Raw genomic sequence first — 24,516 nt, 5'->3', positions numbered from 1 at the left:
CCCTCGGTCCACAGCTTGCTTTCCAGAACTAACGAAGGACAACAGCCATCGTGCTCGATGTGAACTTCTTCGACCAGCTCCAGATCGGCCTGGCCACCGCGGACGACATCCGCACGTGGAGCCACGGCGAGGTCAAGAAGCCGGAGACCATCAACTACCGCACGCTCAAGCCCGAGCGTGACGGCCTCTTCTGCGAGAAGATCTTCGGTCCCACCCGGGACTGGGAGTGCTACTGCGGCAAGTACAAGCGCGTGCGCTTCAAGGGCATCATCTGCGAGCGCTGCGGCGTCGAGGTGACCCGCTCCAAGGTGCGCCGCGAGCGCATGGGCCACATCGAGCTCGCCGCTCCGGTGACCCACATCTGGTACTTCAAGGGTGTCCCGAGCCGCCTGGGCTACCTGCTCGACCTGGCGCCCAAGGACCTCGAGAAGGTCATCTACTTCGCGGCGTACATGATCACCTCCGTCGACGAGGACGCGCGTCACCGCGACCTGTCCTCGCTCGAGGGCAAGGTGCAGCTCGAGCGCGAGCGCCTCGAGAAGCGTCGCGACACCTCGATCGAGGACCGCGCCAAGAAGCTCGAGGAGGACCTCGCCGCCCTCGAGGCCGAGGGTGCCAAGGCCGACCAGCGCCGCAAGGTCAAGGACGGCGCCGAGCGGGAGATGAAGCAGCTGCGCGACCGTGCGCAGCGCGAGATCGACCGCCTCGACGAGGTGTGGAGCACCTTCAAGTCGCTCAAGGTCCAGGACCTCATGGGCGACGAGATGCTCTACCGCGAGATGAAGAACTGGTTCGGCAAGTACTTCGAGGGCCACATGGGCGCCACGGCGATCCAGAAGCGCCTCGAGTCCTTCGACATCGCCGCCGAGGTGGAGTCGCTGCGCGACACCATCGCCAACGGCAAGGGCCAGAAGAAGGTCCGCGCGCTCAAGCGGCTCAAGGTCGTCGACGCGTTCCGCAAGACCGGCAACAAGCCGCAGGGCATGGTCCTCGACGCCGTCCCGGTCATCCCGCCGGACCTGCGTCCGATGGTGCAGCTCGACGGTGGCCGCTTCGCGACCTCCGACCTCAACGACCTGTACCGCCGCGTGATCAACCGCAACAACCGCCTCAAGCGGCTGCTCGACCTCGGCGCGCCCGAGATCATCGTCAACAACGAGAAGCGGATGCTCCAGGAGGCCGTCGACTCGCTGTTCGACAACGGCCGCCGTGGTCGCCCCGTCACCGGCCCGGGCAACCGGCCGCTGAAGTCGCTCTCGGACATGCTCAAGGGCAAGCAGGGTCGATTCCGCCAGAACCTGCTCGGCAAGCGCGTCGACTACTCGGGTCGTTCGGTCATCGTGTCGGGTCCGCAGCTGAAGCTGCACCAGTGCGGTCTGCCCAAGCAGATGGCCCTGGAGCTGTTCAAGCCGTTCGTCATGAAGCGGCTCGTCGACCTCTCGCACGCGCAGAACATCAAGTCCGCCAAGCGGATGGTCGAGCGCGCGCGTCCGGTCGTGTGGGACGTCCTGGAGGAGGTCATCACCGAGCACCCGGTGCTGCTCAACCGTGCGCCCACGCTGCACCGCCTCGGCATCCAGGCCTTCGAGCCGCAGCTGATCGAGGGCAAGGCCATCCAGATCCACCCGCTCGTCTGCTCGGCGTTCAACGCCGACTTCGACGGTGACCAGATGGCCGTCCACCTGCCGCTCTCCGCGGAGGCGCAGGCCGAGGCCCGGATCCTGATGCTGTCGACGAACAACATCCTCAAGCCGTCGGACGGTCGCCCCGTGACCATGCCGACCCAGGACATGATCATCGGCCTGTTCTTCCTCACCACCGACCGTGAGGGCGAGCCGGGCGAGGGCCGTGCCTTCTCGTCGCCGGCCGAGGCGATCATGGCCTTCGACCGCGGCGAGATCTCGGTGCAGTCCCAGGTCAAGATCCGCGTCGAGGACGAGGGCATCCTCGAGACGACCCTGGGCCGGGTGCTGTTCAACGACACCCTGCCGGCCGACTACCCCTTCGTGAACTACGAGGTGGGCAAGAAGCAGCTCGGCGCGATCGTCAACGACCTGGCCGAGCGCTACACCAAGGTCGAGGTCGCCGCGTCGCTGGACGCCCTGAAGGACACCGGCTTCCGCTGGGCCACCTTCTCCGGCGTCACCGTCTCGATCGAGGACGTCGTCACCCCGGCCGACAAGCAGGAGATCCTCTCCGGCTACGAGGCGCAGGCGGCGAAGGTCCAGAAGCAGTTCGAGCGCGGTCTGGTCACCGACGAGGAGCGCCGCCAGGAGCTCATCGAGATCTGGACCGAGGCCTCCAACGAGGTCGGCAAGGCGATGGAGAAGAACTTCGACCGCGCCAACCCGATCTACATGATGGTCGACTCGGGTGCCTCCGGAAACATGAACCAGATCCGGCAGGTCGCGGCCATGCGTGGTCTCGTGGCCAACCCGAAGGGCGAGATCATCCCGCGCCCGATCAAGTCGAACTTCCGCGAGGGCCTGACGGTCCTGGAGTACTTCATCGCGACGCACGGTGCCCGCAAGGGTCTGGCGGACACCGCGCTGCGGACCGCCGACTCGGGCTACCTGACCCGTCGTCTGGTGGACGTCTCCCAGGACGTCATCATCCGCGAGGACGACTGCGGCACCGAGCGTGGTCTGCCCAAGCGGATCGGCGAGCGCCGCGAGGACGGCACCGTGGTCAAGGCGGAGAACGCCGAGACCGCGGCGTACGCCCGCTCGGCCGCCACGGAGGTCACCCACCCCGAGACCGGCGAGGTGCTGGTCGAGGCGGGCGGCGACCTCGGTGACGTCAAGATCGCCGAGCTGATCGCGGCCGGCATCGAGGAGGTCAAGGTCCGCTCCGTGCTGACCTGCGACGCCCGCACCGGCACCTGTGCCAAGTGCTACGGCCGCTCGCTGGCCACCGGCAAGCTCGTCGACATCGGCGAGGCCGTCGGCATCATCGCGGCCCAGTCGATCGGTGAGCCCGGCACGCAGCTGACCATGCGTACCTTCCACACCGGTGGTGTGGCCTCCGCGGACGACATCACGCAGGGTCTGCCCCGCGTGGTCGAGCTCTTCGAGGCCCGCTCGCCCAAGGGTCGTACGCCGATCGCCGAGGCCGCCGGTCGCGTCGAGATCGAGGAGACCGACAAGGCCCGCAAGGTCCTGGTCACCCCCGACGACGGCTCCGAGGTCCAGGAGTACGCCGTGTCGAAGCGCTCGCGCCTCAACGTGGCCGACGGCGACCACATCGAGGTCGGCCACCACCTGACCTCCGGTACCCCCGACCCGCAGGACGTCCTGCGGATCCTGGGTGTCCGGAAGGCGCAGGAGCACCTGGTGGACGAGGTGCAGAACGTGTACCGCTCGCAGGGCGTGGCGATCCACGACAAGCACATCGAGATCATCGTCCGGCAGATGCTGCGCCGGGTCACGGTCATCGAGTCCGGCGACACGAACCTGCTGCCGTCCGACCTCGTCGACCGCGTGATCTTCGAGGAGGAGAACCGCCGCGTGGTCTCCGAGGGCGGCAAGCCGGCCTCGGGTCGCCCGGTCCTCATGGGCATCACCAAGGCCTCGCTGGCGACCGAGTCGTGGCTCTCGGCGGCCTCCTTCCAGGAGACCACCCGCGTCCTCACCGACGCAGCGATCCACGGCCGCTCGGACTCCCTGCGCGGTCTGAAGGAGAACGTGATCATCGGCAAGCTGATCCCGGCTGGTACCGGCCTCGAGCGGTACCGCAACATCCGGGTGGAGCCCACCGAGGAGGCCCGCGCCGCGGCGTACTCCGTCACCGGTTACGACTCCTACGACTACGAGTTCGGCGCCAACGGCGGTCAGGCCGTCGCCCTGGACGACTTCGACTTCGGGTCGTACCAGAACTGAGGGCCCCCGCCCCGAGCTCGCTCGGGGCGGGACCGAGCAGTCACCGCTCCACCGGGACCCCGTCACGCACCTCGCGTGACGGGGTTCCGTCATTCCCGCCGCCGTGTTCCCATGGCGGTCGGACAGGGAGGTGCCGCGATGCCGGAACAGGCGGAGCACGAGCACGAGCAGGGGCACGACGGGACGGGCGCGGCCGCGGAGCTGCCGCCGGAGTCGGTCGAGGCGGTGGAGGCCGAGCGGCGCGAGCGGCTGGACCCGGAGAACCGCCCCGACAACGTCGAGGTCGACAACACCGGCCGGGACTTCGACGTCGAGAAGGGGATGTTCACCGACGCCGAGGGATACGAGGAGGCGCCGGCGGCGTTCCCGCCGATGGGGGAGGGCGGCGCCTGAGCCTCGGTGCGGCGGCGTGACCGGGTGCCTGCGAGAATCGCGGGGTGAGCACGACACCCACCCGCACCGACGTCCTCGTGGTCGGCGCCGGCCCCGCCGGGGCGGCGGCGGCGGCCTGGGCGGCCCGGGGTGGCGCGGACGTGCTGCTGGTCGACTCGGCGACGTTCCCGCGCGACAAGACCTGCGGCGACGGGCTCACCCCGCGCGCGATCGGTGAGCTCAGCCGGCTCGGGCTCGAGGACTGGCTGCGGGCGCACACCGTCAACCGCGGCCTGCGCGCCCACGGCTTCGGGCAGACGCTGCTGCTGCCGTGGCCCGGCGGCAACCTCCCGGACTGGGGCTCGGCCGTCGCGCGGACCGAGCTGGACGACCACCTGCGCACGACCGCGATCAAGTCCGGTGCGCTGGCGATCGACGGCACGCGGGCGGTCGACGTGCGACGGGACGGCGCCCGCGTGGCCGCGGTCGTCCTCGAGCGGGCGGGGGAGCGGTTCGAGGTCGCCTGCGACCGGTTGGTCGTCGCCGACGGGGTCCGCTCGCCGCTGGGCAAGGTGCTCGGTCGCGCCTGGCACCGGGAGACCGTCTACGGCGTCGCCGGCCGCTCGTACGTCGCGTCGGGCATGAGCGAGGACCCGTGGATCTCCTCGCACCTGGAGCTGCGGGACGCCGAGGGCTCGGTGCTGAGCGGCTACGGCTGGATCTTCCCGCTCGGCACCGGTGAGGTGAACCTCGGCGTCGGGACGCTGGCCACGGCGAAGCGCCCCGCGAACGTCGCGATCAAGCCGCTGATGGACTTCTACGCCGAGCAGCGCCGCGAGGACTTCGCGCTGACCGGCGAGCTGCGCGCGAAGACCTCCGCGCTGCTGCCGATGGGCGGCGCCGTGTCCGGCGTGGCGGGGCCCAACTGGGCGCTGGTCGGCGACGCCGCCGGGTGCGTGAACCCGCTCAACGGCGAGGGGATCGACTACGGCCTGGAGACCGGGCGGATGGTCGCCGAGGTGATGAGCGAGCACCGCGACCTGGCGACGGTCTGGCCGGCGCTGCTGCGCGAGCACTACGGCGAGGCGTTCTCCATCGCGCGCCGCCTGGCCGGGCTGGTGACGGTGCCGCGGCTGCTGCCGACCCTCGGGCCGGCGGGCATGCGGTCGGACCACCTGATGACCCTGGCGCTGCGCTGGATGGGCAACCTGGTCACCGACGAGGACCGGGACCGCGCCGCGCGCGTGTGGCGCTGGGCCGGTCGCCGCTCGATCGCGCTGGACGCGCGGCCGCCGTTCGCGTGACGCGGCGTGCCTGACCGGCGGGACCGGCGCCGCATGCAGCGGCTGGGCGCGTACGCCGTCGTCGTCCGCGACGGCGCGGTGCTGCTGACCCGGTTGTCCTCGCGGGTGAGCCGGGCCGAGGTGTGGACGCTGCCCGGCGGTGGCGTCGACCACGGCGAGGACCCGCGCGACGCGGTGGTCCGCGAGGTGCGCGAGGAGACCGGCCTGGACGTGACGGTCGGCGCGACCGCCCGCGTGCACACCGGCCGGCGGCCCGACGCCCGGTGGAACGGCCGGCGGGTGGACGTGCACTCCGTGCGCCTGGTGTACGACGGACACGTCCCGGTCGACGCGCCGGCCCCGCGGGTGGTCGAGGTGGGCGGGACGACCGCGGACGCACGGTGGTGGCCGGTGGCAGACGTCGCCGCCGGCCGGGTCCCGGTCACGCCGCTCGTCTCGGAGGTGCTGGCGACGCACCGGCCGTTCCGGATGCAGCGGACGGCGGCGTACGCGCTGGTCGTGCGGGGCGGGCCGGACGACGGCGCGGTGCTGCTGACCCGGGTCTCGAGCAGCGGCTTCCACACCGGCCTGTGGACGCTGCCCGGCGGCGGCGTCGAGCACGGGGAGGCGCCGGCCGCGGCCGCTGCGCGCGAGGTGCGGGAGGAGACCGGTCTCGAGGTGGAGGTCGGCCGGGTCCTGCACGTCGGCGACGAGTCCATCCGCGGCGTCGCCCCCAACGGGCGCGACGAGGAGTTCCACGCCATCCAGCTGGTGCTCGTCGCGACGGTCGCACCGGGATCGGTGGACGCCGAGCCGGTCGCCGAGGTCGGCGGCACCTCCGACGCGGTCGCCTGGATCCCGCTGGCCGCCGTCGCAGACGGCTCCGTGCCGGTGCACCCACTGGTCGCGGCCGCCCTCGCCGCCGCGCCCGACCGACCGTAGGGGCGCGTCCGGAGCGGCTCGGGGCGTGCGTGGCGCGTGTCTCTCCTCCCGGGTCTCGTGGCCGCGGGGCGGGGGAGCGCGGCTACCCTGAGCGGGTGTCCGAGACCGTGTTCACCTACGCAGCGCCGGCCCTGAAGTTCGGCACCGGGGCGTCCGGCGAGATCGGGCACGACCTGCAGGCGCTCGGCGCGCAGCGGGTGCTGCTGGTGACCGACGCGGGCGTCGCCGCGACCGGCCACCCGGCCCGGATCGCCGAGCAGATGACCGCGCGGGGCCTGCACGTGACGACGTACGACCGGGCCCGGGTGGAGCCCACCGACGCCTCCCTGGTCGAGGCCATCGACTTCGCCCGCGACGCCGGGCCCTTCGACGCGGTCGTGGCGGTCGGCGGCGGCTCGACGATCGACACCGCCAAGGCCGTCAACCTGCTCACCACCAACCCCGGCGGGCTGATGGACTACGTCAACGCCCCGGTCGGGAAGGCCCAGGCGCCGACGCAGCCGCTGCTCCCGCTGGTCGCGGTGCCGACCACGACCGGCACCGGCTCGGAGAGCACCACGATCTGCGTGCTCGACGTGCTGGCGCTGCACGTCAAGACCGGCATCAGCCACCCCGCCCTGCGCCCGCGGCTGGCGGTCGTCGACCCGGCGCTCACCCTGACCCAGCCGGCGATGGTGACGGCCGCGTCGGGCATGGACATCCTCTGCCACGCGCTGGAGAGCTACACCGCGCGGTGGTACGCCGACTTCGAGGCCAAGCGGCCCGAGCAGCGCGTGCCCTACTGCGGCGCCAACCCGGTCGCGGACATGTGGTCGGAGAAGGCGCTCTCGCTGCTGGCCGGCGCCTTCCGCACGGCGGTCCGCGACGGCTCGGACACCGTCTCGCGCGAGCAGATGGCGCTCGCGGCGACCTTCGCCGGCCTCGGCTTCGGCAACGCGGGCGTGCACATCCCGCACGCCAACGCCTACCCGATCGCCGGCCGGGTCCGCGGGTTCCGCCCCGAGGGCTACCCGGCCGACGAGCCGATCGTCCCCCACGGCATGGCGGTCTCGCTGACCGCGCCCGAGGCGTTCCGCTTCACCTTCGAGGCCGACCCCGGCCGCCACCTGCGCGCCGCGCGGCTGCTCGAGCCGGACGCCGACCTCGGTGACGGCCCGGACGCGCTGCCGGGGGTGCTGGTGCGGCTCATGCGCGACATTGGCATCCCCAACGGCCTGGCCGAGGTGGGGTACGACGACGGCGACGTCGACCCGCTCGTCGAGGGCGCCCTGCAGCAGCAGCGGCTGCTGGCGACCGCGCCGCGCGAGGTGACCGGCGAGGACCTGGCCGGCGTCTTCCGCGGCTCGATGGAGCACTGGTGACCGTCCGCCACACCTACCTCGGCACGCTCGTCTGCTTCCTGCTCGTCCTGTCTGGCTCGGCGTTCGCGATGCCGGCCGAGGTGCCGCTCCACTTCGGCGTCACCGGTGACCCGGACCGCTGGGCGAGCCGCGGCGAGGCGTTGATGACCATGACGACCGTCGGCGGCCTGCTCGCGCTGGTGATGGGTGGCACCGCGGCGTTGGTCGACCGGATGCCGCTGGCGTACCTCAACGCTCCCCACAAGGACTGGTGGACCGCCACGCCGGAGCGCGAGCGGCGGATGCGCCGGATGATGCGCACCGACCTCTACGCGCTGGCGTCGGCGACGATGCTGTTCCTGTCCGTCGTCGTCCTGGCCACGGCCCTCGCCGCTCGCGCCGACGACCCCGCCCTGGGACCGCTCTTCTTCGTCGGCCTCGCCTGCTACCTCGTCTTCGTGGTCGCCTGGACCGTCTGGTCGCTGAGCACCCGCTACCGCCGGAGGGACGACGCATGACCATCGCCAGCCCCGACACGAGCCCTTCTGCCGCCCCGGCTCCGGGTGTGACGAGCACCGACCTGCTCGCCGAGCTGCGCCGGCGCGGGGTCACCGACGCGGACGACTCGACGCTGACCCGGGCGCTGTACACCTCCGACGCCTCGCTCTACCGCGTCGTGCCCCAGGCGGTCGCGCGCCCGCGCGACGCCGACGAGCTCACCGCCGTCGTCGACGTCGCGCGCACCCTCGGCGTGCCGCTGACGATGCGCGGCGCCGGCACCTCGATCGCGGGCAACGCGGTCGGGCGGGGGCTCGTCGTCGACACCGTCCGGCACCTGGACCGGGTGCTGGAGATCGACCCCGAGGCGCGCACCGCACGCGTGCAGCCGGGCGTCGTGCACCAGGTGCTGCAGCGCGCGGCGGCCCCGCACGGACTGCGGTTCGGCCCCGACCCCTCGACCCACACCCGCTGCACGATCGGCGGGATGATCGGCAACAACGCCTGCGGCTCGCGGGCGCTGGGCTACGGCCGCACGTCGGACAACGTGGTCGCGATCGACCCGGTCTGGGGCACGGCCGACGGCGACATACCGGCGCGGCTCGCGGAGCTGGCCGAGGCGCACCTCGGGCACGTGCGGACCAGCTTCGGGCGGTTCTCCCGCCAGGTCAGCGGCTACTCGCTGGAGCACCTGCTGCCCGAGCGGCGCTCGGTCGACCGGTTCCTGGCCGGCTCGGAGGGCACGCTCGCGGTGGTCCGCGAGGCGACGGTGCGGCTGGTGGAGGAGACCCCGCGGCAGCTGGTCGTGCTCGGCTACCCCTCGATGATCGAGGCGGCCGACGCCGTGCCCGCGATCCTCGCCGCGTCCGGACGGCCGGTCGACGCCTCGGTCGGCGTCGAGCGCGGCGGGCTGGTGGCCTGCGAGGGCCTCGACGCCCGGATCGTCGACCTCGTCCGCGCGCGTGGCGGGTCGGTGCCGGACCTGCCGCGCGGGGCCGGCTGGCTCTTCGTCGAGGTGAGCGACCCGGGCCTGCTCGCGCCGGTGGTCGCGGTCGCCGGGGCGCTGGAGTCGCGGGTCGTGGAGTCGGCCGCGGAGGCCGCCGCGCTCTGGCGGATCCGCGAGGACGGGGCCGGCCTGGCCGCCCGCTCGCTGTCCCGGCCGGCGCACGCGGGCTGGGAGGACGCCGCCGTACCCCCGGAGCACCTCGGTGCCTGGCTGCGCGACTTCGACGAGCTGCTCCGCGAGCACGACCTCGACGGCGTGCCGTACGGCCACTTCGGCGACGGCTGCGTGCACGTGCGGATCGACTTCCCGTTCGAGCCCGGCGGCGCCGGGGACGGGGCCGCTCGGTTCCGGGAGTTCCTCGTCGCCAGCGCGCGGAGGCTGCGCGAGCACGGCGGCTCGCTGTCCGGCGAGCACGGCGACGGCCGCGCGCGCTCCGAGCTGCTCCCCATCATGTACGACGAGGAGTCGCTGCGGCTCTTCGGCGCGGTCAAGGCGATCTGCGACCCCGCGGGGATCCTCAACCCCGGCGTGCTCGTCGACCCCGACCCGCTCGACGCCGACCTGCGCCCCGAGCAGCCGCGCGCGTCGGTGCGCACCGCGCTGCGGTTCCTCCACGACGAGGGCTCGATGGGCTCGGCGGTGCACCGCTGCACCGGGGTCGGCAAGTGCGTCGTCCCCACCCTGCCCGGCCAGGGCGTCATGTGCCCCTCCTACCTCGCCACCCGGGAGGAGAAGGACTCCACCCGCGGTCGCGCGCGCGTGCTGCAGGAGGCCCTCGACGGCTCGCTCGTCGGCGGGCTCAAGGACCCGGCCGTCCACGAGGCGCTCGACCTGTGCCTGTCGTGCAAGGGCTGCGCCTCGGACTGCCCGACCGGCATCGACATGGCGACCTACAAGTCCGAGACGCTGCACCAGACCTACGCGGGGCGCCGCCGGCCGCTCACGCACTACACGCTGGGTCGGCTGCCGCGGTGGGCCGCGCTGGCCGCGCCGATGGCGCCTGCGGTCAACGCGATGATGCGGTCCAAGGCGCTGGCGCGCGTCGCCAAGGCGACCGCCGGGATCGACCGGCGTCGGTCGATCCCGACGTTCCCGGCCCGCACGCTGCGCAAGCAGGTCGCCGCCTCGGCTCCTGCGGCCCGCAGGGACACCCCCGACGTGTGGCTGTGGGCGGACTCCTTCACCGACCACTTCATGCCCGGCAGCGGCCTGGCCGCGATCCGGTTCCTGGAGTCCGCCGGGCTGCGGGTGCGGGTCATCCCGGAGGCGGCCTGCTGCGGGCTGACCTGGATCACGACCGGCCAGCTCGACAAGGCCCGCAGCATGGCCGCACGCACGGCGGCCACCCTGGCGCCGTACGTCGAGAGCGGCGTGCCGGTGATGGGGATGGAGCCGTCATGCCTGGCCTCGCTGCGCAGCGACCTGGCCGAGCTGACCGACGACCCGCGGGCCGAGGTGGTGGCGCGCGGGGTGCTGACCTTCGCGGAGGCCCTCGAGCGGCTCGACGTCGCGCTGCCCGACCTCACCGGCGTCGAGGTCGTGGCGCAGCCGCACTGCCACCAGTCGGCGGTGCTGGGCTGGGCCGCGGACCAGCGGCTGCTGGAGAAGGCCGGCGCGAGCGTCACCCGGGTGCCGGGGTGCTGCGGTCTCGCGGGCAACTTCGGCGTGGAGAAGGGCCACTACGAGGTCTCGGTCGCGGTGGCCGAGACCCACCTCCTGCCGACCGTGCGCGCCCATCCCGGCGCCGTCGTGCTGGCCGACGGGATGTCGTGCAAGATCCAGCTCGACGACCTCGCCGACGTCCCCGCGCTGCACCTGGCCGAGCTGCTCGCCAGTAGGCTCGAGGAGTGAACCCGCGCCACCGCAGACTCGTCATCCCGGTCGCGCTGGCGGTCCTCCTGGTCATCGTGGTCGTCTCGGCCGTGGTGAACCGGTGAGCGAGCCGCTCCTGCGCGTCCTCGCCCGGATGCGGGGCCACCTGCTGGACCCCGACACGCTCGTCCGGGCGGTCGCCTCCGGGCGGCAGAAGGGCCAGCAGCCGCGCTGGCGCCGCGTCGAGCTGCGCTACGTCGACATCAAGGCCGGGCGCCACCTCCAGGTCACGGCGTACGACGCCACGCAGGCGCACACCGCCAACCACGCGGTCGGCGAGGCGGCCCGCGACGCGGTCGACGAGCTGCTCGACGAGCCGTTCGCGAGCTGGCACGTCGAGACGACGACCGAGTCCCACCAGGTCCGGGTCACCAAGAAGCTCGAGGCCGTCGTGCACACGACCGCCCGCCAGGAGCCCGTCGAGCCCGACCGTGGCCACGACCGCGACAAGGAGCGGCTGCTCCCCGAGGACGACCCGGTCTTCAAGGCGCTCGGCCTGGCCGACGCGCAGGGCCGCCTCAAGCCCAGCCGGCACGCGAAGCTGCGCCAGGTCGAGGAGTTCCTGCGCCTGCTCGACGCCTCGGTCACCGACGCGATGGACAAGGGCCACCTGCGCCGGCCGACCGCCCAGGAGCCGCTGCGGATCGCCGACCTCGGCTGCGGCAACGCCTACCTGACCTTCACCGCGCAGCGCTACCTCGCCGAGGTCCGCCGGCTCCCCGTCGTCGTCACGGGCGTCGACGTCAAGGAGCAGTCGCGCGAGCACAACAGCGCGGTCGCCGCGGAGCTCGGCGTGCACGCGGAGTTCGTCGTCGGCTCGATCGCCGGCGCGCAGCTCGACCCCACCCCGGAGGTGGTGCTCGCGCTGCACGCCTGCGACACCGCCACCGACGAGGCCCTCGCCCGCGCCGTCGAGTGGGGCGCCCAGCTCGTCCTCGCCGCGCCGTGCTGCCACCACGACATCGCCGCCCAGCTGCGCCGCTCGCCGACCCCCTCGCCCTACGCGCTGCTCACCCGGCACGGCATCCTGCGCGAGCGCCTCGCCGACACCCTCACCGACGGGCTGCGCGCCGCCCTCATGCGGATGCAGGGCTACCGCGTCGACGTCGTGCAGTTCGTGGAGTCCCAGCACACCCCGCGCAACACCATGCTCCGGGCGGTGCGCACCGGGTCGCCGGTCAAGGGCGGCGGCGTGCGCAAGGAGTACGACGAGCTGGTCACCTCCTGGGCGATCCGGCCGAAGCTGGCCGAGCTGCTCGGCGTCGGCTGACCGGCGAGCGGTCCCCGATGGTGCTCGAGCGCGTGCTCACTGGCCTCGCCGCGGTGCCCTTCCTGCTCGCCGCGGCGGCCGCCCCGGCCGGCGCCGACGCGCAGGTCGTCCTCCGCTTCACCGACCCCGAGATCGTCGAGTCCAGCGGCCTCGCCGTCGTCGACGGGCTCTTCGTCACCGTCAACGACTCCGGCGACACCGGCCGCGTCTTCGCCGTCGACCCCGCCACCGGGGACACCGTCGGCGTCACCCGGTGGGCCGAGGACCCGGTCGACGTCGAGGCGGTGGCGCCCGCCGGCGACGGCTCGGTGTGGGTCGGCGACATCGGCGACAACCCCGGCTCCCGGGACTCGGTCACGGTCGCCCGCGTGCCGGTCGGGCGTGGGGACCGGTCCGTCGCGGGCTCGGCCGGCCCGGCGACGTACACGCTCGTGCACCCGGAGGGACCGCAGGACGCCGAGTCGCTGCTGGTCGACCCGCGGACCGGTGGGCTGGTCGTGGTGAGCAAGACGATCTTCGGCGCCGAGGTGCTGGAGGCACCTGTGCGGCTCGACCCCGACCGCCCCAACGAGCTGGTGGCGGTGGGTGGCGCCCTGCCGGTCGCGACCGACGGGGCGTTCTTCCCCGACGGGCGGCACCTGGTCCTGCGCGACTACGCGCGCGCGGTCGTCTACACGTGGCCCGGCCTCGAGCAGGTGGGCGAGGTGCGGCTGCCCGAGCAGCAGCAGGGCGAGGGGATCGCCGTCGACGAGCGGGGGCGGGTGTTCGTCAGCAGCGAGGGCGTCGAGGCCCCGGTCCTGCGGGTCCCCCTGCCGGCCGCGGTGCGCGACGCGGTGGAGCCGGAGGAGCCCGAGGAGCCGAGCCCCGGCCCCGCGACGGCGCCCGACGGGAGCGGCGGCCTGGGCGTGGACCTGACCGAGGTCGAGGAGGCGGACCGGCCGGAGTGGCCGTGGTTCCTCGGCGGGTTCGTCGCGCTCGGGGTGCTGCTCGCGCTCGTGCGGTCGCTGCGCCCCCGCTGACGGTTTGGTGCGACCGCGCGCGGGACACCGTCGAGCATGCCCCGCCTGCGTCGCACGTCGCCGGACCAGCCCGGCTGGACGCGCCGGCGTGCCGGCAAGGGGTGGGTCTACCTCGACCAGCACGGCCAGCGGCTGCCCGACGAGGAGGTCGGCCGGATCCGCGACCTGGTGATCCCGCCGGCGTGGAAGGACGTCTGGATCACGCCGTACGCCAACGGTCACCTGCAGGCCGTCGGCACCGATGACGCCGGGCGGCGGCAGTACCTCTACCACCAGGCCTGGCGGGAGCGGCGCGACGCGGAGAAGTTCGCGCGCATGGAGCAGTTCGGGGCCGCGCTCACCCGCGCCCGCGAGCTCGTCGTCGCCGACCTCGGCCGCGAGGGGATGCCGCTGGAGCGCGCGTGCGCGGCCGCGGTGCGGCTGCTCGACCTCGGCTACTTCCGGATCGGCAACGACGTGTACGCCGACACCAACGGCAGCTTCGGCCTGACGACGCTCGAGCGGCGGCACGTGCGCCGTCACCAGGACCGCCTCGTGTTCGCCTTCGTCGGCAAGTCGGGGGTGCAGCACCGGATCGAGATCGACGACGCGGTCGTAATCGAGACCATCGACGCGATGCGCCGGCGTCGCGGCGGGCCGGGTCGCCTGCTGTCGTACAAGGAGGGGCGGTCCTGGCGCGACGTCCTCCCGGCCCTGGTCAACGAGTACGTCCGGGCATCGACCGGCCTCGAGGCGACCGCGAAGGACTTCCGCACCTGGCACGCCACCGTGCTCGCCGCCGCGGCGCTGGCCGAGACGCCCGAGCACGGGGAGAGCAAGGCGTCGCGCAAGCGCGCGGTCTCCGGCGCCATGAAGGAGGTCTCGTCGTTCCTCGGCAACACGCCCACGCTCGCCCGGTCGTCGTACGTCGACCCCCGCGTCGTGGAGGCCTACGAGGGCGGGCGGACGATCCGGGAGGCGACCGGCCGGGAGTACGACAACCCCGACGAGCGCCAGGCCGCCCTCGAGCGCGCGACGCTCGACCTGATCAGGACGGAGTGAGCCGGTGCGGATCACCGTCGTCGAGGGCGACGTCACCGCCCAGGACGTCGACGCCGTCGTCAACGCCGCGAACCGCGGGATGCGCGGAGGCGGCGGGGTCGACGGCTCGATCCACGCCGCCGGGGGACCGGAGGTCCTCGCGGACTGCGTGCGCCGCTTCCCGCGCGGCCTGGCCACCGGCGACGCCGGCTGGACCACCGCCGGCCGGATGCCCGCCCGCTGGGTGATCCACGTCGTCGGCCCCAACCACCGCGCCGGCGAGACCGACCGCTCGCTGCTCACCTCCTGCTACCGCCGGGCCCTCGAGGTCGCCGACGAGCTCGGCGCCCGCACCGTCGCCTTCCCGCTCGTCTCGGCCGGCATCTACGGCTGGCCCCGCGAGGACGCCGTCGACGCCGCTCTCGAGGTGTTCCGCTCCGCCGACACGTCCGTCGAGGAGGCGCGGATGGTGGCCTTCGGGCGGTCGGCGTACGACCTGATCCGGTCGCGGTTGGACGACGAGCGGCCGCCAGCGGCGTCTGGATGACATGCTCGGGAGGTGGCGACGATCCCCCTCGACATCGACGGGCACAGGTTCGGCATCGACCGTGCGGTCGAGGCAGACGTCCCCGCCCTGGTCGGGCTGCTGGCCGACGACGTCCTCGGAGCCGGACGGGAGTCCCTCGACCTCGCGCCGTACCTCGCAGCGTTCCGGGAGATCGACCGCGATCCGAACCAGCTCCTCGTCACCGTCAGGGACGCTGACGGCGCCGTCGTCGGCACGCTGCAGCTGACGCTCATCCCCGGTCTCGCCCGGCAGGGTGCCACGCGGCTCCAGGTCGAGGCGGTTCGTCTCGCGAGCAGCGCGCGTGGGAGCGGGTTGGGCTCGGCGCTCTTCGCGTGGGCGCACGGGTACGCCCGCGAGCACGGCGCGACGCTTGTGCAGCTGACGACCGACAAGACGAGGACCGACGCTCACCGCTTCTACGAGACCCTCGGGTATCGAGCCAGTCACGAGGGCTACAAGCTCCACCTGTGAGCCGGCGCGCCCGTGCCCCGCCGGCTGGGTGCTCCGGCGGGGTGTGGGGCGGGGTGGCTATGGCTGTGGAGGCGTGGACTCGGGTGGTGGTTCGGGGCCGAGGTCGTGGGTGCCGTGGTGGTCGACGCGATAGGTGAGGCCGGTCGGACTGCGCCACTCGAACGTGCCCGGGGCTGGAACGGGGCGCCCTCACCCGCGAGGCAGACCGCTTGTCGCCGAACCCGCGGAACACCGACCAAGCCGGCGGCGGACCGCGACCAGGCGGCGTATCCGGCCCCGTAGCTGCCGAGACCGCAGCCACCCACGGTCCGCGCGCCGAAGTCACTGACAGGGGTCTCGACACGCTCGCTGGCGCCCGCTGCCCGACCAGCGGGTCGCGACGTCAGACGAGGCGGTCGAGGACCCAGTCGATGGAGGCGGTGAGGGCTTCGACGTCGGCAGGGTCGACGGCGGGGTACATCGCGATCCGCAGCTGGTTGCGGCCGAGCTTGCGGTAGGGCTCGGTGTCGACGATGCCGTTGGCGCGGAGGACGGCGGCGAGGCGGGCGGCGTCGACCTGCGGCTCGAAGTCGATGGTGCCGATGACGAGCGAGCGGTGGGCCGGCTCGGCGACGTACGGGAAGGCGAGTGGGGAGGCCTCGGCCCAGGAGTAGAGGGCGCTGGAGGAGGCGGTGGTGCGCTCGACCATGCCGGCGAGCCCGCCGTGGGCGAGCATCCAGTCCAGCTGCTCGGCCATGAGGAACAGCGTCGCGACCGAGGGGGTGTTGTAGGTCTGGTCCTTGGCCGACTGCTCGATGGCGGTGGGCAGGTCGAAGAACGCCGGGACGTGCCGGTCCGAGGCGCCGATCCGGGCTGCGCGCTCGAGGGCGGCGGGGGAGAGGACGGCCAGCCAGAGGCCGCCGTCGGAGGCGAAGCACTTCTGCGGCGCGAAGTAGTAGGCGTCGACCTGGGTCAGGTCGACGGGCAGGCCGCCGGCGCCGGAGGTGGCGTCGACCAGCACGAGCGCCTCGTCGGCGGAGGTGCCGGCGGGGCGTACGACGGGCGCCATGACGGCGGTCGACGTCTCGTTCTGCGCCCAGGCGTAGACGTCGACGCCCTCCTCGGCGACGGCCATCGGCAACGACCCGGGCGGCGCGGAGACGACGCTCGGCTCGTCCAGCCACGGCGCGGCGGATGCCGCGGTCGCGAACTTCTGCGAGAACTCCCCGAAGACCAGGTGCTGGCTGCGCCGCTCGACCAGGCCGTACGTCGCCGCGTCCCAGAACGCCGTCGCGCCGCCGTTGCCGAGCACCACCTGGTGCCCGTCGGGCATCGAGAACAGCTCGGCCAGGCCCTCGCGGACCCGCCGCACGACCGCGCGCACCGGCTCCTGGCGGTGCGAGGTTCCCATCAGCGTGGCCCCGGTCGCCGCGAGCGCGTCGAGGTGCTCGGCCTGCACCTTGGAGGGGCCTGCTCCGAACCGCCCGTCCGCGGGCAGCAGGTCGGCCGGGATCCGGAGCTGGATCTGGGGGTCCACGTCGGTCATGAACTGCCTTCCGGGTGGGTAGGAGTGGCTCCCTGACGACGCTGTCAGCGCCCCTGGAGTCTGGCAGCAGCGTCGAGGCTTCACGGAATCGGAGGACACCATGACCAGCACCAACCCGGGTCTGCGCAACCAGGCCGGCGCCCGCACCTTCTTCCGCGTCGCCGGCTGCGTGCTGGCTCCGGTCGGCATCGCGGTGTGCGCCTACGGCTTCATCACCTTCATCTCCTACGACGGCTGGGACGGCCCGCCGCTCAGCTCGATCGCGTGCTTCATGGGCGGCTTCCTGCTCTTCGCGGTCGGTGCCATGTTCCTCAACGCGGGCTTCGCCGGCGTGGCCGCACGCTACGGCGCGGGCGAGACGATGCCGGTGGTCAAGGACTCGGCGTCGTACCTCTCCGACGGTCGGGGGATCATGGGTGCCGGCCGCACCGTCGACGACGGCTCGCACGCTCGCGAGGCCACCGCTGCCGGCCCGTACTGCCGCTCCTGCGGCGTGCGCAACGACGCTGATGCGAGGTTCTGTGACGGCTGTGGAGGTTCGCTCGCCTGAGTCCGGCGACGGGGGGCTGCGGGTCGTCCGCGTCGACTACGGCCACCCCGACGCGCTCGCGCTGATCGAGCAGGTCCAGGAGGAGTACGTCGCCAGGTACGGCGGTCGCGACGAGTCACCGGTCGAGCCGGCGATGTTCGTCCCGCCGACCGGCAGCTTCTTCGTGGGGTACGTCGGCGACGACCCGGTCGCGACCGGCGCGTGGCGGCGCTCCGGCGTCGAGGCGCTCGGCACCGTACGGACCGCCGAGGTCAAGCGGATGTACGTCGTGCCCGCGGCCCAGCGCCGCGGGCACGCCCGCCGGATGCTCGCGCACCTCGAGCAGACCGCGGCCGCGGCCGGCTTCGAGGCGCTGGTCCTCGAGACCGGCCTGCGGCAGCCGGAGGCGATGGCGCTCTACGAGTCGGCGGGCTACGCGTCGGTGCCGGGCTTCGGCTACTACAAGGACGCCCCGCTGTCCCGCTGCTACGCCAAGGTGCTGACCCCGGCCTGAGGGCTCAGCCGAGCACGCGTCGCACCGCCTCGCCCAGCGGGGTGACCGGCCGGCCGAGCAGCGTCTCGAGGTCGATCGGGTCGACGGCCAGCTCGCCGGCGGCGATCGCCCGGTCGACGTCGGCCAGCACGGCGTCCATCGGCGCGGGCACGCCGGCGCCGGCGAGGACCTGCTGCAGCTGGTCGACGGGGACGTCGGTGTAGGCCACCTCGTGGCCGATCGCCTGCGAGACCGCGGCGGCGACCTCGGGGAGCGTGACGGCGGGGCCGCCGAGCTCGTAGACCCGGCCCTCGTGCCCCTCGCCGGTCAGCACGGCGGCCGCGGCCGCGGCGTACTCCTCGCGCAGGGCCACCGAGACCCGGCCCCCGCCGGCCGCGCCGAGCATGCCGTGCTCGCGGTAGGTCGCGACCTGGTCGGTGTAGTTCTCGACGTACCACGCGTTGCGCAGCACCGTCGTGGCGAGCCCGCTCGCCGCCAGCAGCTGCTCGGTCTCGCGGTGGGCGGCGGCGAGCAGCATGGAGGTGGTGCTGGCGCGCGGCGCGGAGGTGTAGACGAGGTGGCCGACGCCGGCGGCGACCGCCGCGTCGACGACGGTGCCGTGCTGCGCCACCCGGTCGGGCTCGGTGCCGGAGACGAGCAGCACCTTGTCCGCGCCGGCCAACGCCGCGTCGACCGCCGCGCGGTCATCGAGCTCCACCCTCAGGACGCGGACGCCGCGCTCGGCGAGGTCGGCGACGCGCTCGACCGCGCGGCCGGTGGCGGTGATGTCGGCGGCGGGCACGCCACGCTCGAGCAGGGACTCGACGACGAGGCGGCCGAGGTGGCCGGTGGCTCCGGTGACGACGATGGACATGGGTTCCTCCTGGGTTGGTGGGCTTCGGTCGCCGGTCGCAACCGGCGCCGGCCGCCCATGCTTCCCATCGGGAAGCACGCACCTTGAGGTGCACCTGTTACCCGCGGGATAGTGACCAGGTGAGCGCGCTGAGCACCGCCGTCCCGGACCCGTACGCCGCCGACTGCCCGACCCGGTCGGTGCTCGACAGGATCGGCGACCGCTGGACGGTGCTCGTCCTGCTGCTGCTCTCGCGGCGCAGCCACCGGTTCACCGAGGTCTCCCGGGCGATCGCGGGGATCAGCCCGAAGGTCCTGACCCAGACGCTGCGCGCGCTCGAGCGCGACGGCCTGGTGACGCGGGAGGTCTTCGCCGAGGTGCCCCCGCGGGTGGAGTACGCGCTGACCGACCTCGGGCACACCCTGGTCGAGGCCGTCGCGGCCCTCGCGGCGTGGTCGCGGGAGCACTTCGACGAGGTGCTCGACGCGCGGGCGGCGTACGACGCCCGGTGAGCCGGGGCATGGCCCGTCCCGGTGGTCGCGCCCGCCGATCGGGCGGACCTGCGCCGAACCGGCCCGGTCGGCCCGGCGGCGTACCTAGCCTCCTGCGGTGCTCCGTCGACTCGCCCTGCTCCTCGCCCCGATGCTCCTGACCGCCGTGCTGCTGCCGGCCGCGCCGGCGCAGGCGGCGCTGGAGGACTACGCGTCCTACCAGCCGCAGACGAAGTGCTCGCCCGGCGCCAAGCCCGGCACGGTGGCGTTGGGCCGCTGGCTGGTGCGGACGTACGGCGGGTCCTACGGCGGCGTCTCCCGGGCGTGCGGGGGCGGCACCTCCGAGCATGCCGAGGGCCGGGCGTTCGACTGGACCCTCGACGCCCGGACCAAGCAGGGCCGCCGCACCGCACGGGCGTTCCTCCGCGACGTCGTCGCGCCCGACCGCAAGGGCCGTGAGCACGCCAAGGCGCGGCGGATGGGGATCATGTACGTCATCTGGGACGACCGGATGTACGCCGCGTGGGACGCCTTCGCGCCCGAGCCGTACCTCAGCTCCTCGTGCCGCAAGCGCGCCCGATGCTCGGCCACGCTGCGCCACCGCGACCACGTGCACATCTCCCTGACCCGCCGGGCGGGCAAGGGGCGTACGTCGTGGTACGCGGGGCGCCTCGCCGACGACCGCCCGGGCGACCAGCAGGGCTGAGCCCTACTCCGCCCAGGCGGCCTTCCAGCCGTCGACGGTCTCCGGGCCGCGCGCGGCGGGGCCGGTGTAGACGGCAGAGGGGCGGATGAGCCGGCCGGTGCGCTTCTGCTCGAGGATGTGGGCCGACCAGCCGCCGGTGCGCGCACAGGTGAACATCGACGTGAACATGTTCGCCGGCACCTCGGCGAAGTCGAGCACGATCGCGGCCCAGAACTCGACGTTGGTCTCGAGCACGCGGTCCGGGCGGCGCTCGCGCAGCTCGGCCAGCGCGGCCTTCTCGAGCGCCTCGGCGACCTCGTAGCGGGGCGCGTCGAGCTCGCGGGCGGTGCGGCGCAGCACGCGGGCGCGCGGGTCCTCGGCGCGGTAGACGCGGTGGCCGAAGCCCATCAGCCGCTCGCCGCGGTCGAGCAGGCCCTTGACGTACGCCTCTGCGTCGCCGGACTCCTCGACGTCGCTGATCATGCCGAGCACCCGCGAGGGCGCGCCGCCGTGGAGCGGGCCGGACATCGCGCCGATGGCGCCGGAGAACGCGGCGGCCACGTCGGCGCCGGTGGAGGTGATGACGCGGGCGGTGAAGGTCGAGGCGTTCATGCCGTGCTCGGCCGCGGAGGACCAGTAGGCGTCGATCGCCTTGACGTGCTTGGGGTCCGCCTCGCCCTTCCAGCGGATGAGGAACTTCTCCGCGAGGGTGGCGCCCTCGTCGACGACCGACTGCGGCACGACCGGCTGGTGGAGGCCGCGCGCGGACTGGGCGGCGTAGGACAGGACCATGACCGCGACGCGGGAGAGGTCCGCGCGGGCCTGCTCGTCGGAGATGTCGTAGGTCTGCTGGAAGCCGAAGGCCGGCGCGAGCATCGCGATCGCCGCCTGGACGTCGACGCGCACGTCGCCCGTGTGGACCGGGATGTTGTAGGCCTCGGCCGGCGGGAGCCCGGGGTCGAAGGAGCCGTCGATGAGCAGGCCCCAGACGTTCTCGAACGGCACCCGGCCGACGATGTCCTCGATGTCGACGCCGCGGTAGCGCAGCGCCGAGCCCTCCTTGTCGGGCTCCGCGATCTCCGTCTCGAAGGCGACGACGCCCTCGAGCCCGTGGTGCACGTCCACCATCGTCCTGACTCCTTGTCGCAGTGCGTGACGCACCCGGACGGGTGGGCCCCCGGCATTCTGTACCCATCCCTACGCTGGCGGCATGGCCGACCCCGCTCCCGACGCCGCCCGCGACCAGCTGGACCTGCGCAGCCTGCGGCACGAGTACGCCGCGGCCGGCCTGGCCGAGGACGAGCTGGCCCCGGACCCGGTGACGATGTTCCGCCGCTGGTTCGCCGAGGTCGAGGACGCCGTCCACGAGCCCAACGCGATGGTCGTCGCGACCGTCTCCGCCGAGGGACAGCCGTCCTCGCGGATGGTGCTGCTCAAGGGGCTCGACGAGCGCGGGTTCGTCTTCTTCACCAACACCTCCTCCCGCAAGGGCTCCGAGCTGACGGCCAACCCGCGCTGCGCGCTGCTCTTCCCGTGGCACCCGCTCGAGCGCCAGGTGCGGGTCGACGGCGTCGCCGAGCCGCTGTCGCGCGAGGCCGTGGCGGACTACTTCGCGGTCCGGCCGCGCGGCTCGCAGCTGGGCGCGTGGGCCTCGCACCAGTCCCGCCCGGTCGCCGGCCGCGACGAGCTCGCGGCGGCGTACGACGAGGTGGAGCGGCGCTTCGCCGACGTGCCGGACGGCGAGCTCCCGGTCCCCGAGGAGTGGGGCGGGTACGTCGTGCGGCCGGAGGTCGTCGAGTTCTGGCAGGGCCGCCCGGGCCGGATGCACGACCGGCTCGTCTACACCCGCTCGGGTGACCGGTGGGTCATCGGCCGGTTGGCGCCGTAATTGCCTTGAGCGCCCCCCGTCCGCGACCTACCTTTGCTGCACACGGGAAAGGAGGTGGTCCGAAGAATGAGTTCTTCTTGGACGCGTGAGGTGGCTGCCCGCTAGCAGCCCCAGCAGGACGACGGGGCACATGTGCCCCTGACGCTGCTGGCGAATCCCAAGCAGCTACCCGACCCGCAGGTGAACCGGCTCCGTCCGCCGGCTGGGTCCTCGAGATCGAGGGCCACACCTGCGGGTCGCTGCATTTCCGGGGTACCGGGCTGTGGCGCACGACAAGTTGCCGGTGGCAACGACCACGGAATAAAGTTGTCGTTGTCAACCTTTGAACTCCCGTGACCGCGACACCCCTATCGACGAAGCGAGACCCCGTGACACAGGCACCACCCGCACCGACCGCCGAGCAGTCCGGCGAGATGTCCCACCGCGAGATCCTGGAGGCGCTCTCCGGCCTCCTGCTCGCGATGTTCGTCGCCATGCTGTCCAGCACGGTGGTGAGCAACGCCCTGCCGCGCATCGTCACCGACCTCGAGGGCAGCCAGAGCGGCTACACCTGGGTCGTCGTCGCGACGCTGCTGACCATGACGGCCACGACCCCCATCTGGGGCAAGCTCGCGGACCTGTTCAGCAAGAAGCTGCTGGTGCAGGCCGCGCTCGTCATCTTCGCGGTGGGCTCCCTCGTCGCCGGCCTCGCGCCCAACATGGAGGTCCTCATCGGCGCTCGCGCCTTCCAGGGCCTCGGCGTCGGCGGCCTGACCGCGCTGGTGCAGGTGGTCATCGCCTCGATGGTGAGCCCGCGTGAGCGCGGCCGCTACTCCGGCTACATCGGCGCCGTCTTCGCCACGGCGACCGTCAGCGGCCCGCTGCTCGGCGGCCTCATCGTGGACTCCCCGCTCGGCTGGCGCGGCTGCTTCTACGTCGGCATCCCGGTCGCCCTGCTGGCGTTCCTCGTCCTGCAGTTCAAGCTGCACCTGCCGGTCGTCAAGCGCGAGGTCAAGATCGACTACGCCGGCGCGACGCTGATCGCCGGCGGCGTCTCGATCCTGCTGGTCTGGGTCTCCCTCGCCGGCGACCAGTTCGACTGGGCCTCCCGCACCACCGCCGTGATGCTCGCCGCCGCCGTGGTCGTCATCGCCGCCGCGCTGTACGTCGAGGCGAAGGTCGCCAGCGAGCCGGTCGTCCCGCTCCGCCTCTTCCGCGACCGCACCACGTCGCTGGCCACGCTGGCCTCGGTGATGATCGGCGTCGCGATGTTCGGCTCGACGGTCTACCTGAGCCAGTACTTCCAGATGTCGCGCGGGATGACCCCGACCCACGCGGGCCTGATGTCGATCTGCATGGTCGGCGGGCTGCTCGTCTCGAGCATCGTCTCCGGCAAGGTCATCACCGCCACCGGGCTGTGGAAGCGCTGGCTCGTCGCCGGCTCCGTGCTGGTCGTGGTCGGCTTCGCGCTGCTCTCCCGGATCGACGCCGAGACCCCGCTGGTCGTCGTCGGCCTCTTCATGGCGGTCCTCGGCGTCGGCATGGGTGCGACGATGCAGAACCTCGTCCTCGCGGTGCAGAACAACGCCAAGGCCGCCGACCTCGGCGCCGCCAGCTCGGTCGTCGCGTTCTTCCGCTCCATCGGCGGCACGGTCGGCGTCTCCGCGCTGGGCGCGCTGCTCGCCCACCAGGTCGCCGACAAGGTCTACGCCGGGCTCGTCGCGAGGGGTGTCGACCCCTCCCAGGCCGGCGGCGGCGGCACCGGTGCCATCCCGGACCTCTCCCAGGTCGACCCGCTCCTGCGCCAGGTCTACGAGGGCGCCTTCGGGGAGGCCACCGGCCACCTGTTCCTGGTGTCGGTACCGTTCGCGGTGGTCGCGCTGGTCTGTGTGCTCTTCATCCGGGAGGTGCCGCTGCGCACCACCACCGGCGACCAGCCCGCGCCCGAGTCGGTGGCGCCCGGGGCGACCGAGGAGCTCAGCCGACGATGACCGCCACGACCGTGACCGCCACGAGCCGGGCCGGTGCGGCCGACGCCGCGGTGGGCCGCGACGACTCCCTGCGGCGACTGGAGCAGGAGGTCGGCGTGCTCATCCGGCGCGTGCGCCGCGTCATCGGCGAGCGGGCGCGTGCGGTGCACGCGGACCTGCAGCCGGCGTCGTACCTCATGCTGGGCTACCTCGCCAGCCACGGCCCCGTGCGGGCCTCGGTGGTGGCGGAGGTCTTCGGCATCGACAAGGGCGCGATCAGCCGGCAGGTGCAGCACCTCATGGAGCTCGGCCTCCTCGACCGCTCGCCGGACCCGAACGACGGCCGCGCCACGCTGCTGGCCGCGAGCGAGGACGCCGTGCGCCGCCTCGACGAGGTCGCCGCGATGCGCCGGGAGTACCTCGACGAGCGGCTCGGCGACTGGTCCGACGACGACCTCGCCGACTTCGCGGGCACGCTGGCCCGCTACAACGCCACCCTCGGCGTCGACTGAGTCCCGCCTGGAGTCCGCCTCGTGATGCCGAGCGTGCGCTCCAGCGCACGCT

At 73.3% G+C, this 24,516-nt stretch carries 22 protein-coding genes; 19 read left to right on the top strand and 3 right to left on the bottom strand.

The window, feature by feature from the left end:
• Nucleotides 1-50: 50 nt before the first annotated feature.
• From QWY28_RS01675 to QWY28_RS01620, 12 genes are all read left to right on the top strand, one after another.
• Nucleotides 51-3,878 (top strand): DNA-directed RNA polymerase subunit beta', encoded by a 3,828-nt coding sequence (locus QWY28_RS01675; protein WP_300950567.1) that lies wholly within the window; start codon nt 51-53, stop codon nt 3,876-3,878.
• A 138-nt stretch (nt 3,879-4,016) separates the two neighbouring features.
• Nucleotides 4,017-4,271 carry a hypothetical protein gene (locus QWY28_RS01670; protein WP_300950566.1) on the top strand — a complete coding sequence of 85 codons (255 nt, stop codon included), beginning with the start codon at nt 4,017-4,019 and terminating at the stop codon, nt 4,269-4,271.
• Between the two features lie 44 nt (nt 4,272-4,315).
• Nucleotides 4,316-5,554 (top strand): geranylgeranyl reductase family protein, encoded by a 1,239-nt coding sequence (locus QWY28_RS01665; RefSeq protein ID WP_300950565.1) that lies wholly within the window; start codon nt 4,316-4,318, stop codon nt 5,552-5,554.
• Nucleotides 5,555-5,560: 6 nt separating this feature from the next.
• Nucleotides 5,561-6,475, top strand: coding sequence for an NUDIX hydrolase (locus QWY28_RS01660; RefSeq protein ID WP_300950564.1), 915 nt, complete (start codon nt 5,561-5,563; stop codon nt 6,473-6,475).
• 95 nt (nt 6,476-6,570) lie between these two features.
• Nucleotides 6,571-7,836, top strand: coding sequence for a hydroxyacid-oxoacid transhydrogenase (locus QWY28_RS01655; protein WP_300950563.1), 1,266 nt, complete (start codon nt 6,571-6,573; stop codon nt 7,834-7,836).
• Complete coding sequence (locus QWY28_RS01650; RefSeq protein WP_300950562.1) at nt 7,833-8,333, top strand: DUF1648 domain-containing protein; 501 nt, start codon at nt 7,833-7,835, stop codon at nt 8,331-8,333. The genes QWY28_RS01655 and QWY28_RS01650 overlap by 4 nt, the downstream gene beginning before the upstream one ends.
• Nucleotides 8,330-11,170: an FAD-binding and (Fe-S)-binding domain-containing protein gene (locus QWY28_RS01645; RefSeq protein WP_300950561.1), complete on the top strand. Its 2,841-nt coding sequence runs from the start codon at nt 8,330-8,332 to the stop codon at nt 11,168-11,170. The genes QWY28_RS01650 and QWY28_RS01645 overlap by 4 nt, the downstream gene beginning before the upstream one ends.
• An 82-nt stretch (nt 11,171-11,252) precedes the next feature.
• A complete protein-coding gene (locus tag QWY28_RS01640; protein WP_300950560.1) occupies nt 11,253-12,461 on the top strand; it encodes a class I SAM-dependent methyltransferase in 1,209 nt (402 codons plus the stop codon).
• 17 nt (nt 12,462-12,478) lie between these two features.
• Nucleotides 12,479-13,480 (top strand): hypothetical protein, encoded by a 1,002-nt coding sequence (locus tag QWY28_RS01635; RefSeq protein ID WP_300950558.1) that lies wholly within the window; start codon nt 12,479-12,481, stop codon nt 13,478-13,480.
• A 36-nt stretch (nt 13,481-13,516) separates the two neighbouring features.
• Nucleotides 13,517-14,521, top strand: a complete 1,005-nt coding sequence (locus QWY28_RS01630; protein WP_300950557.1) for a DNA topoisomerase IB — start codon at nt 13,517-13,519, stop codon at nt 14,519-14,521.
• 4 nt (nt 14,522-14,525) lie between these two features.
• A complete protein-coding gene (locus QWY28_RS01625; protein WP_300950556.1) occupies nt 14,526-15,047 on the top strand; it encodes an O-acetyl-ADP-ribose deacetylase in 522 nt (173 codons plus the stop codon).
• Between the two features lie 12 nt (nt 15,048-15,059).
• Nucleotides 15,060-15,539: a GNAT family N-acetyltransferase gene (locus QWY28_RS01620; RefSeq protein ID WP_300950555.1), complete on the top strand. Its 480-nt coding sequence runs from the start codon at nt 15,060-15,062 to the stop codon at nt 15,537-15,539.
• Between the two features lie 382 nt (nt 15,540-15,921).
• On the opposite strand, the gene serC is transcribed toward QWY28_RS01620, so the two are convergent.
• A complete protein-coding gene (gene serC / locus QWY28_RS01615) occupies nt 15,922-17,064 on the bottom strand; it encodes a phosphoserine transaminase (RefSeq protein WP_300950554.1) in 1,143 nt (380 codons plus the stop codon).
• 100 nt (nt 17,065-17,164) lie between these two features.
• On the opposite strand from serC, the gene QWY28_RS01610 reads away from it, so the two are divergent.
• Complete coding sequence (locus QWY28_RS01610; protein ID WP_300950553.1) at nt 17,165-17,614, top strand: hypothetical protein; 450 nt, start codon at nt 17,165-17,167, stop codon at nt 17,612-17,614.
• A complete protein-coding gene (locus tag QWY28_RS01605) occupies nt 17,595-18,107 on the top strand; it encodes a GNAT family N-acetyltransferase (RefSeq protein WP_300950552.1) in 513 nt (170 codons plus the stop codon). Before QWY28_RS01610 ends, QWY28_RS01605 begins: the two co-directional genes overlap by 20 nt.
• A 4-nt stretch (nt 18,108-18,111) precedes the next feature.
• Here the strand turns inward: QWY28_RS01605 and QWY28_RS01600 are convergent, their stop codons facing one another.
• On the bottom strand, nt 18,112-18,960 hold the full coding sequence (locus QWY28_RS01600) for an NmrA family NAD(P)-binding protein (protein ID WP_300950551.1): 849 nt from the start codon (nt 18,958-18,960) through the stop codon (nt 18,112-18,114).
• A gap of 119 nt (nt 18,961-19,079) precedes the next feature.
• On the opposite strand from QWY28_RS01600, the gene QWY28_RS01595 reads away from it, so the two are divergent.
• A complete protein-coding gene (locus tag QWY28_RS01595) occupies nt 19,080-19,451 on the top strand; it encodes a winged helix-turn-helix transcriptional regulator (protein ID WP_300950550.1) in 372 nt (123 codons plus the stop codon).
• Nucleotides 19,452-19,548: 97 nt separating this feature from the next.
• Nucleotides 19,549-20,136, top strand: a complete 588-nt coding sequence (locus tag QWY28_RS01590; protein ID WP_300950549.1) for a VldE C-terminal domain-containing protein — start codon at nt 19,549-19,551, stop codon at nt 20,134-20,136.
• Nucleotides 20,137-20,139: 3 nt separating this feature from the next.
• Here the strand turns inward: QWY28_RS01590 and QWY28_RS01585 are convergent, their stop codons facing one another.
• Nucleotides 20,140-21,243, bottom strand: a complete 1,104-nt coding sequence (locus tag QWY28_RS01585; RefSeq protein ID WP_300950548.1) for a citrate synthase 2 — start codon at nt 21,241-21,243, stop codon at nt 20,140-20,142.
• An 82-nt stretch (nt 21,244-21,325) separates the two neighbouring features.
• On the opposite strand from QWY28_RS01585, the gene pdxH reads away from it, so the two are divergent.
• The 3 genes from pdxH (at nt 21,326) to QWY28_RS01570 (ending at nt 24,464) form a co-directional block, all read left to right on the top strand.
• A complete protein-coding gene (gene pdxH, locus QWY28_RS01580; protein WP_300950547.1) occupies nt 21,326-22,003 on the top strand; it encodes a pyridoxamine 5'-phosphate oxidase in 678 nt (225 codons plus the stop codon).
• Nucleotides 22,004-22,371: 368 nt separating this feature from the next.
• Nucleotides 22,372-23,973 (top strand): MDR family MFS transporter, encoded by a 1,602-nt coding sequence (locus QWY28_RS01575; RefSeq protein ID WP_336622398.1) that lies wholly within the window; start codon nt 22,372-22,374, stop codon nt 23,971-23,973.
• Nucleotides 23,970-24,464 (top strand): MarR family winged helix-turn-helix transcriptional regulator, encoded by a 495-nt coding sequence (locus QWY28_RS01570; protein ID WP_300950546.1) that lies wholly within the window; start codon nt 23,970-23,972, stop codon nt 24,462-24,464. Before QWY28_RS01575 ends, QWY28_RS01570 begins: the two co-directional genes overlap by 4 nt.
• The last annotated feature ends 52 nt before the right edge of the window (nt 24,465-24,516 follow it).

Origin of the sequence: Nocardioides oceani, assembly GCF_030412965.1 — a bacterium.
GTDB lineage: Bacteria > Actinomycetota > Actinomycetes > Propionibacteriales > Nocardioidaceae > Nocardioides > Nocardioides oceani.
The sequence above is the reverse complement of the archived record's forward strand: the minus strand, read 5'-3'. Positions and strand labels throughout refer to the sequence as shown.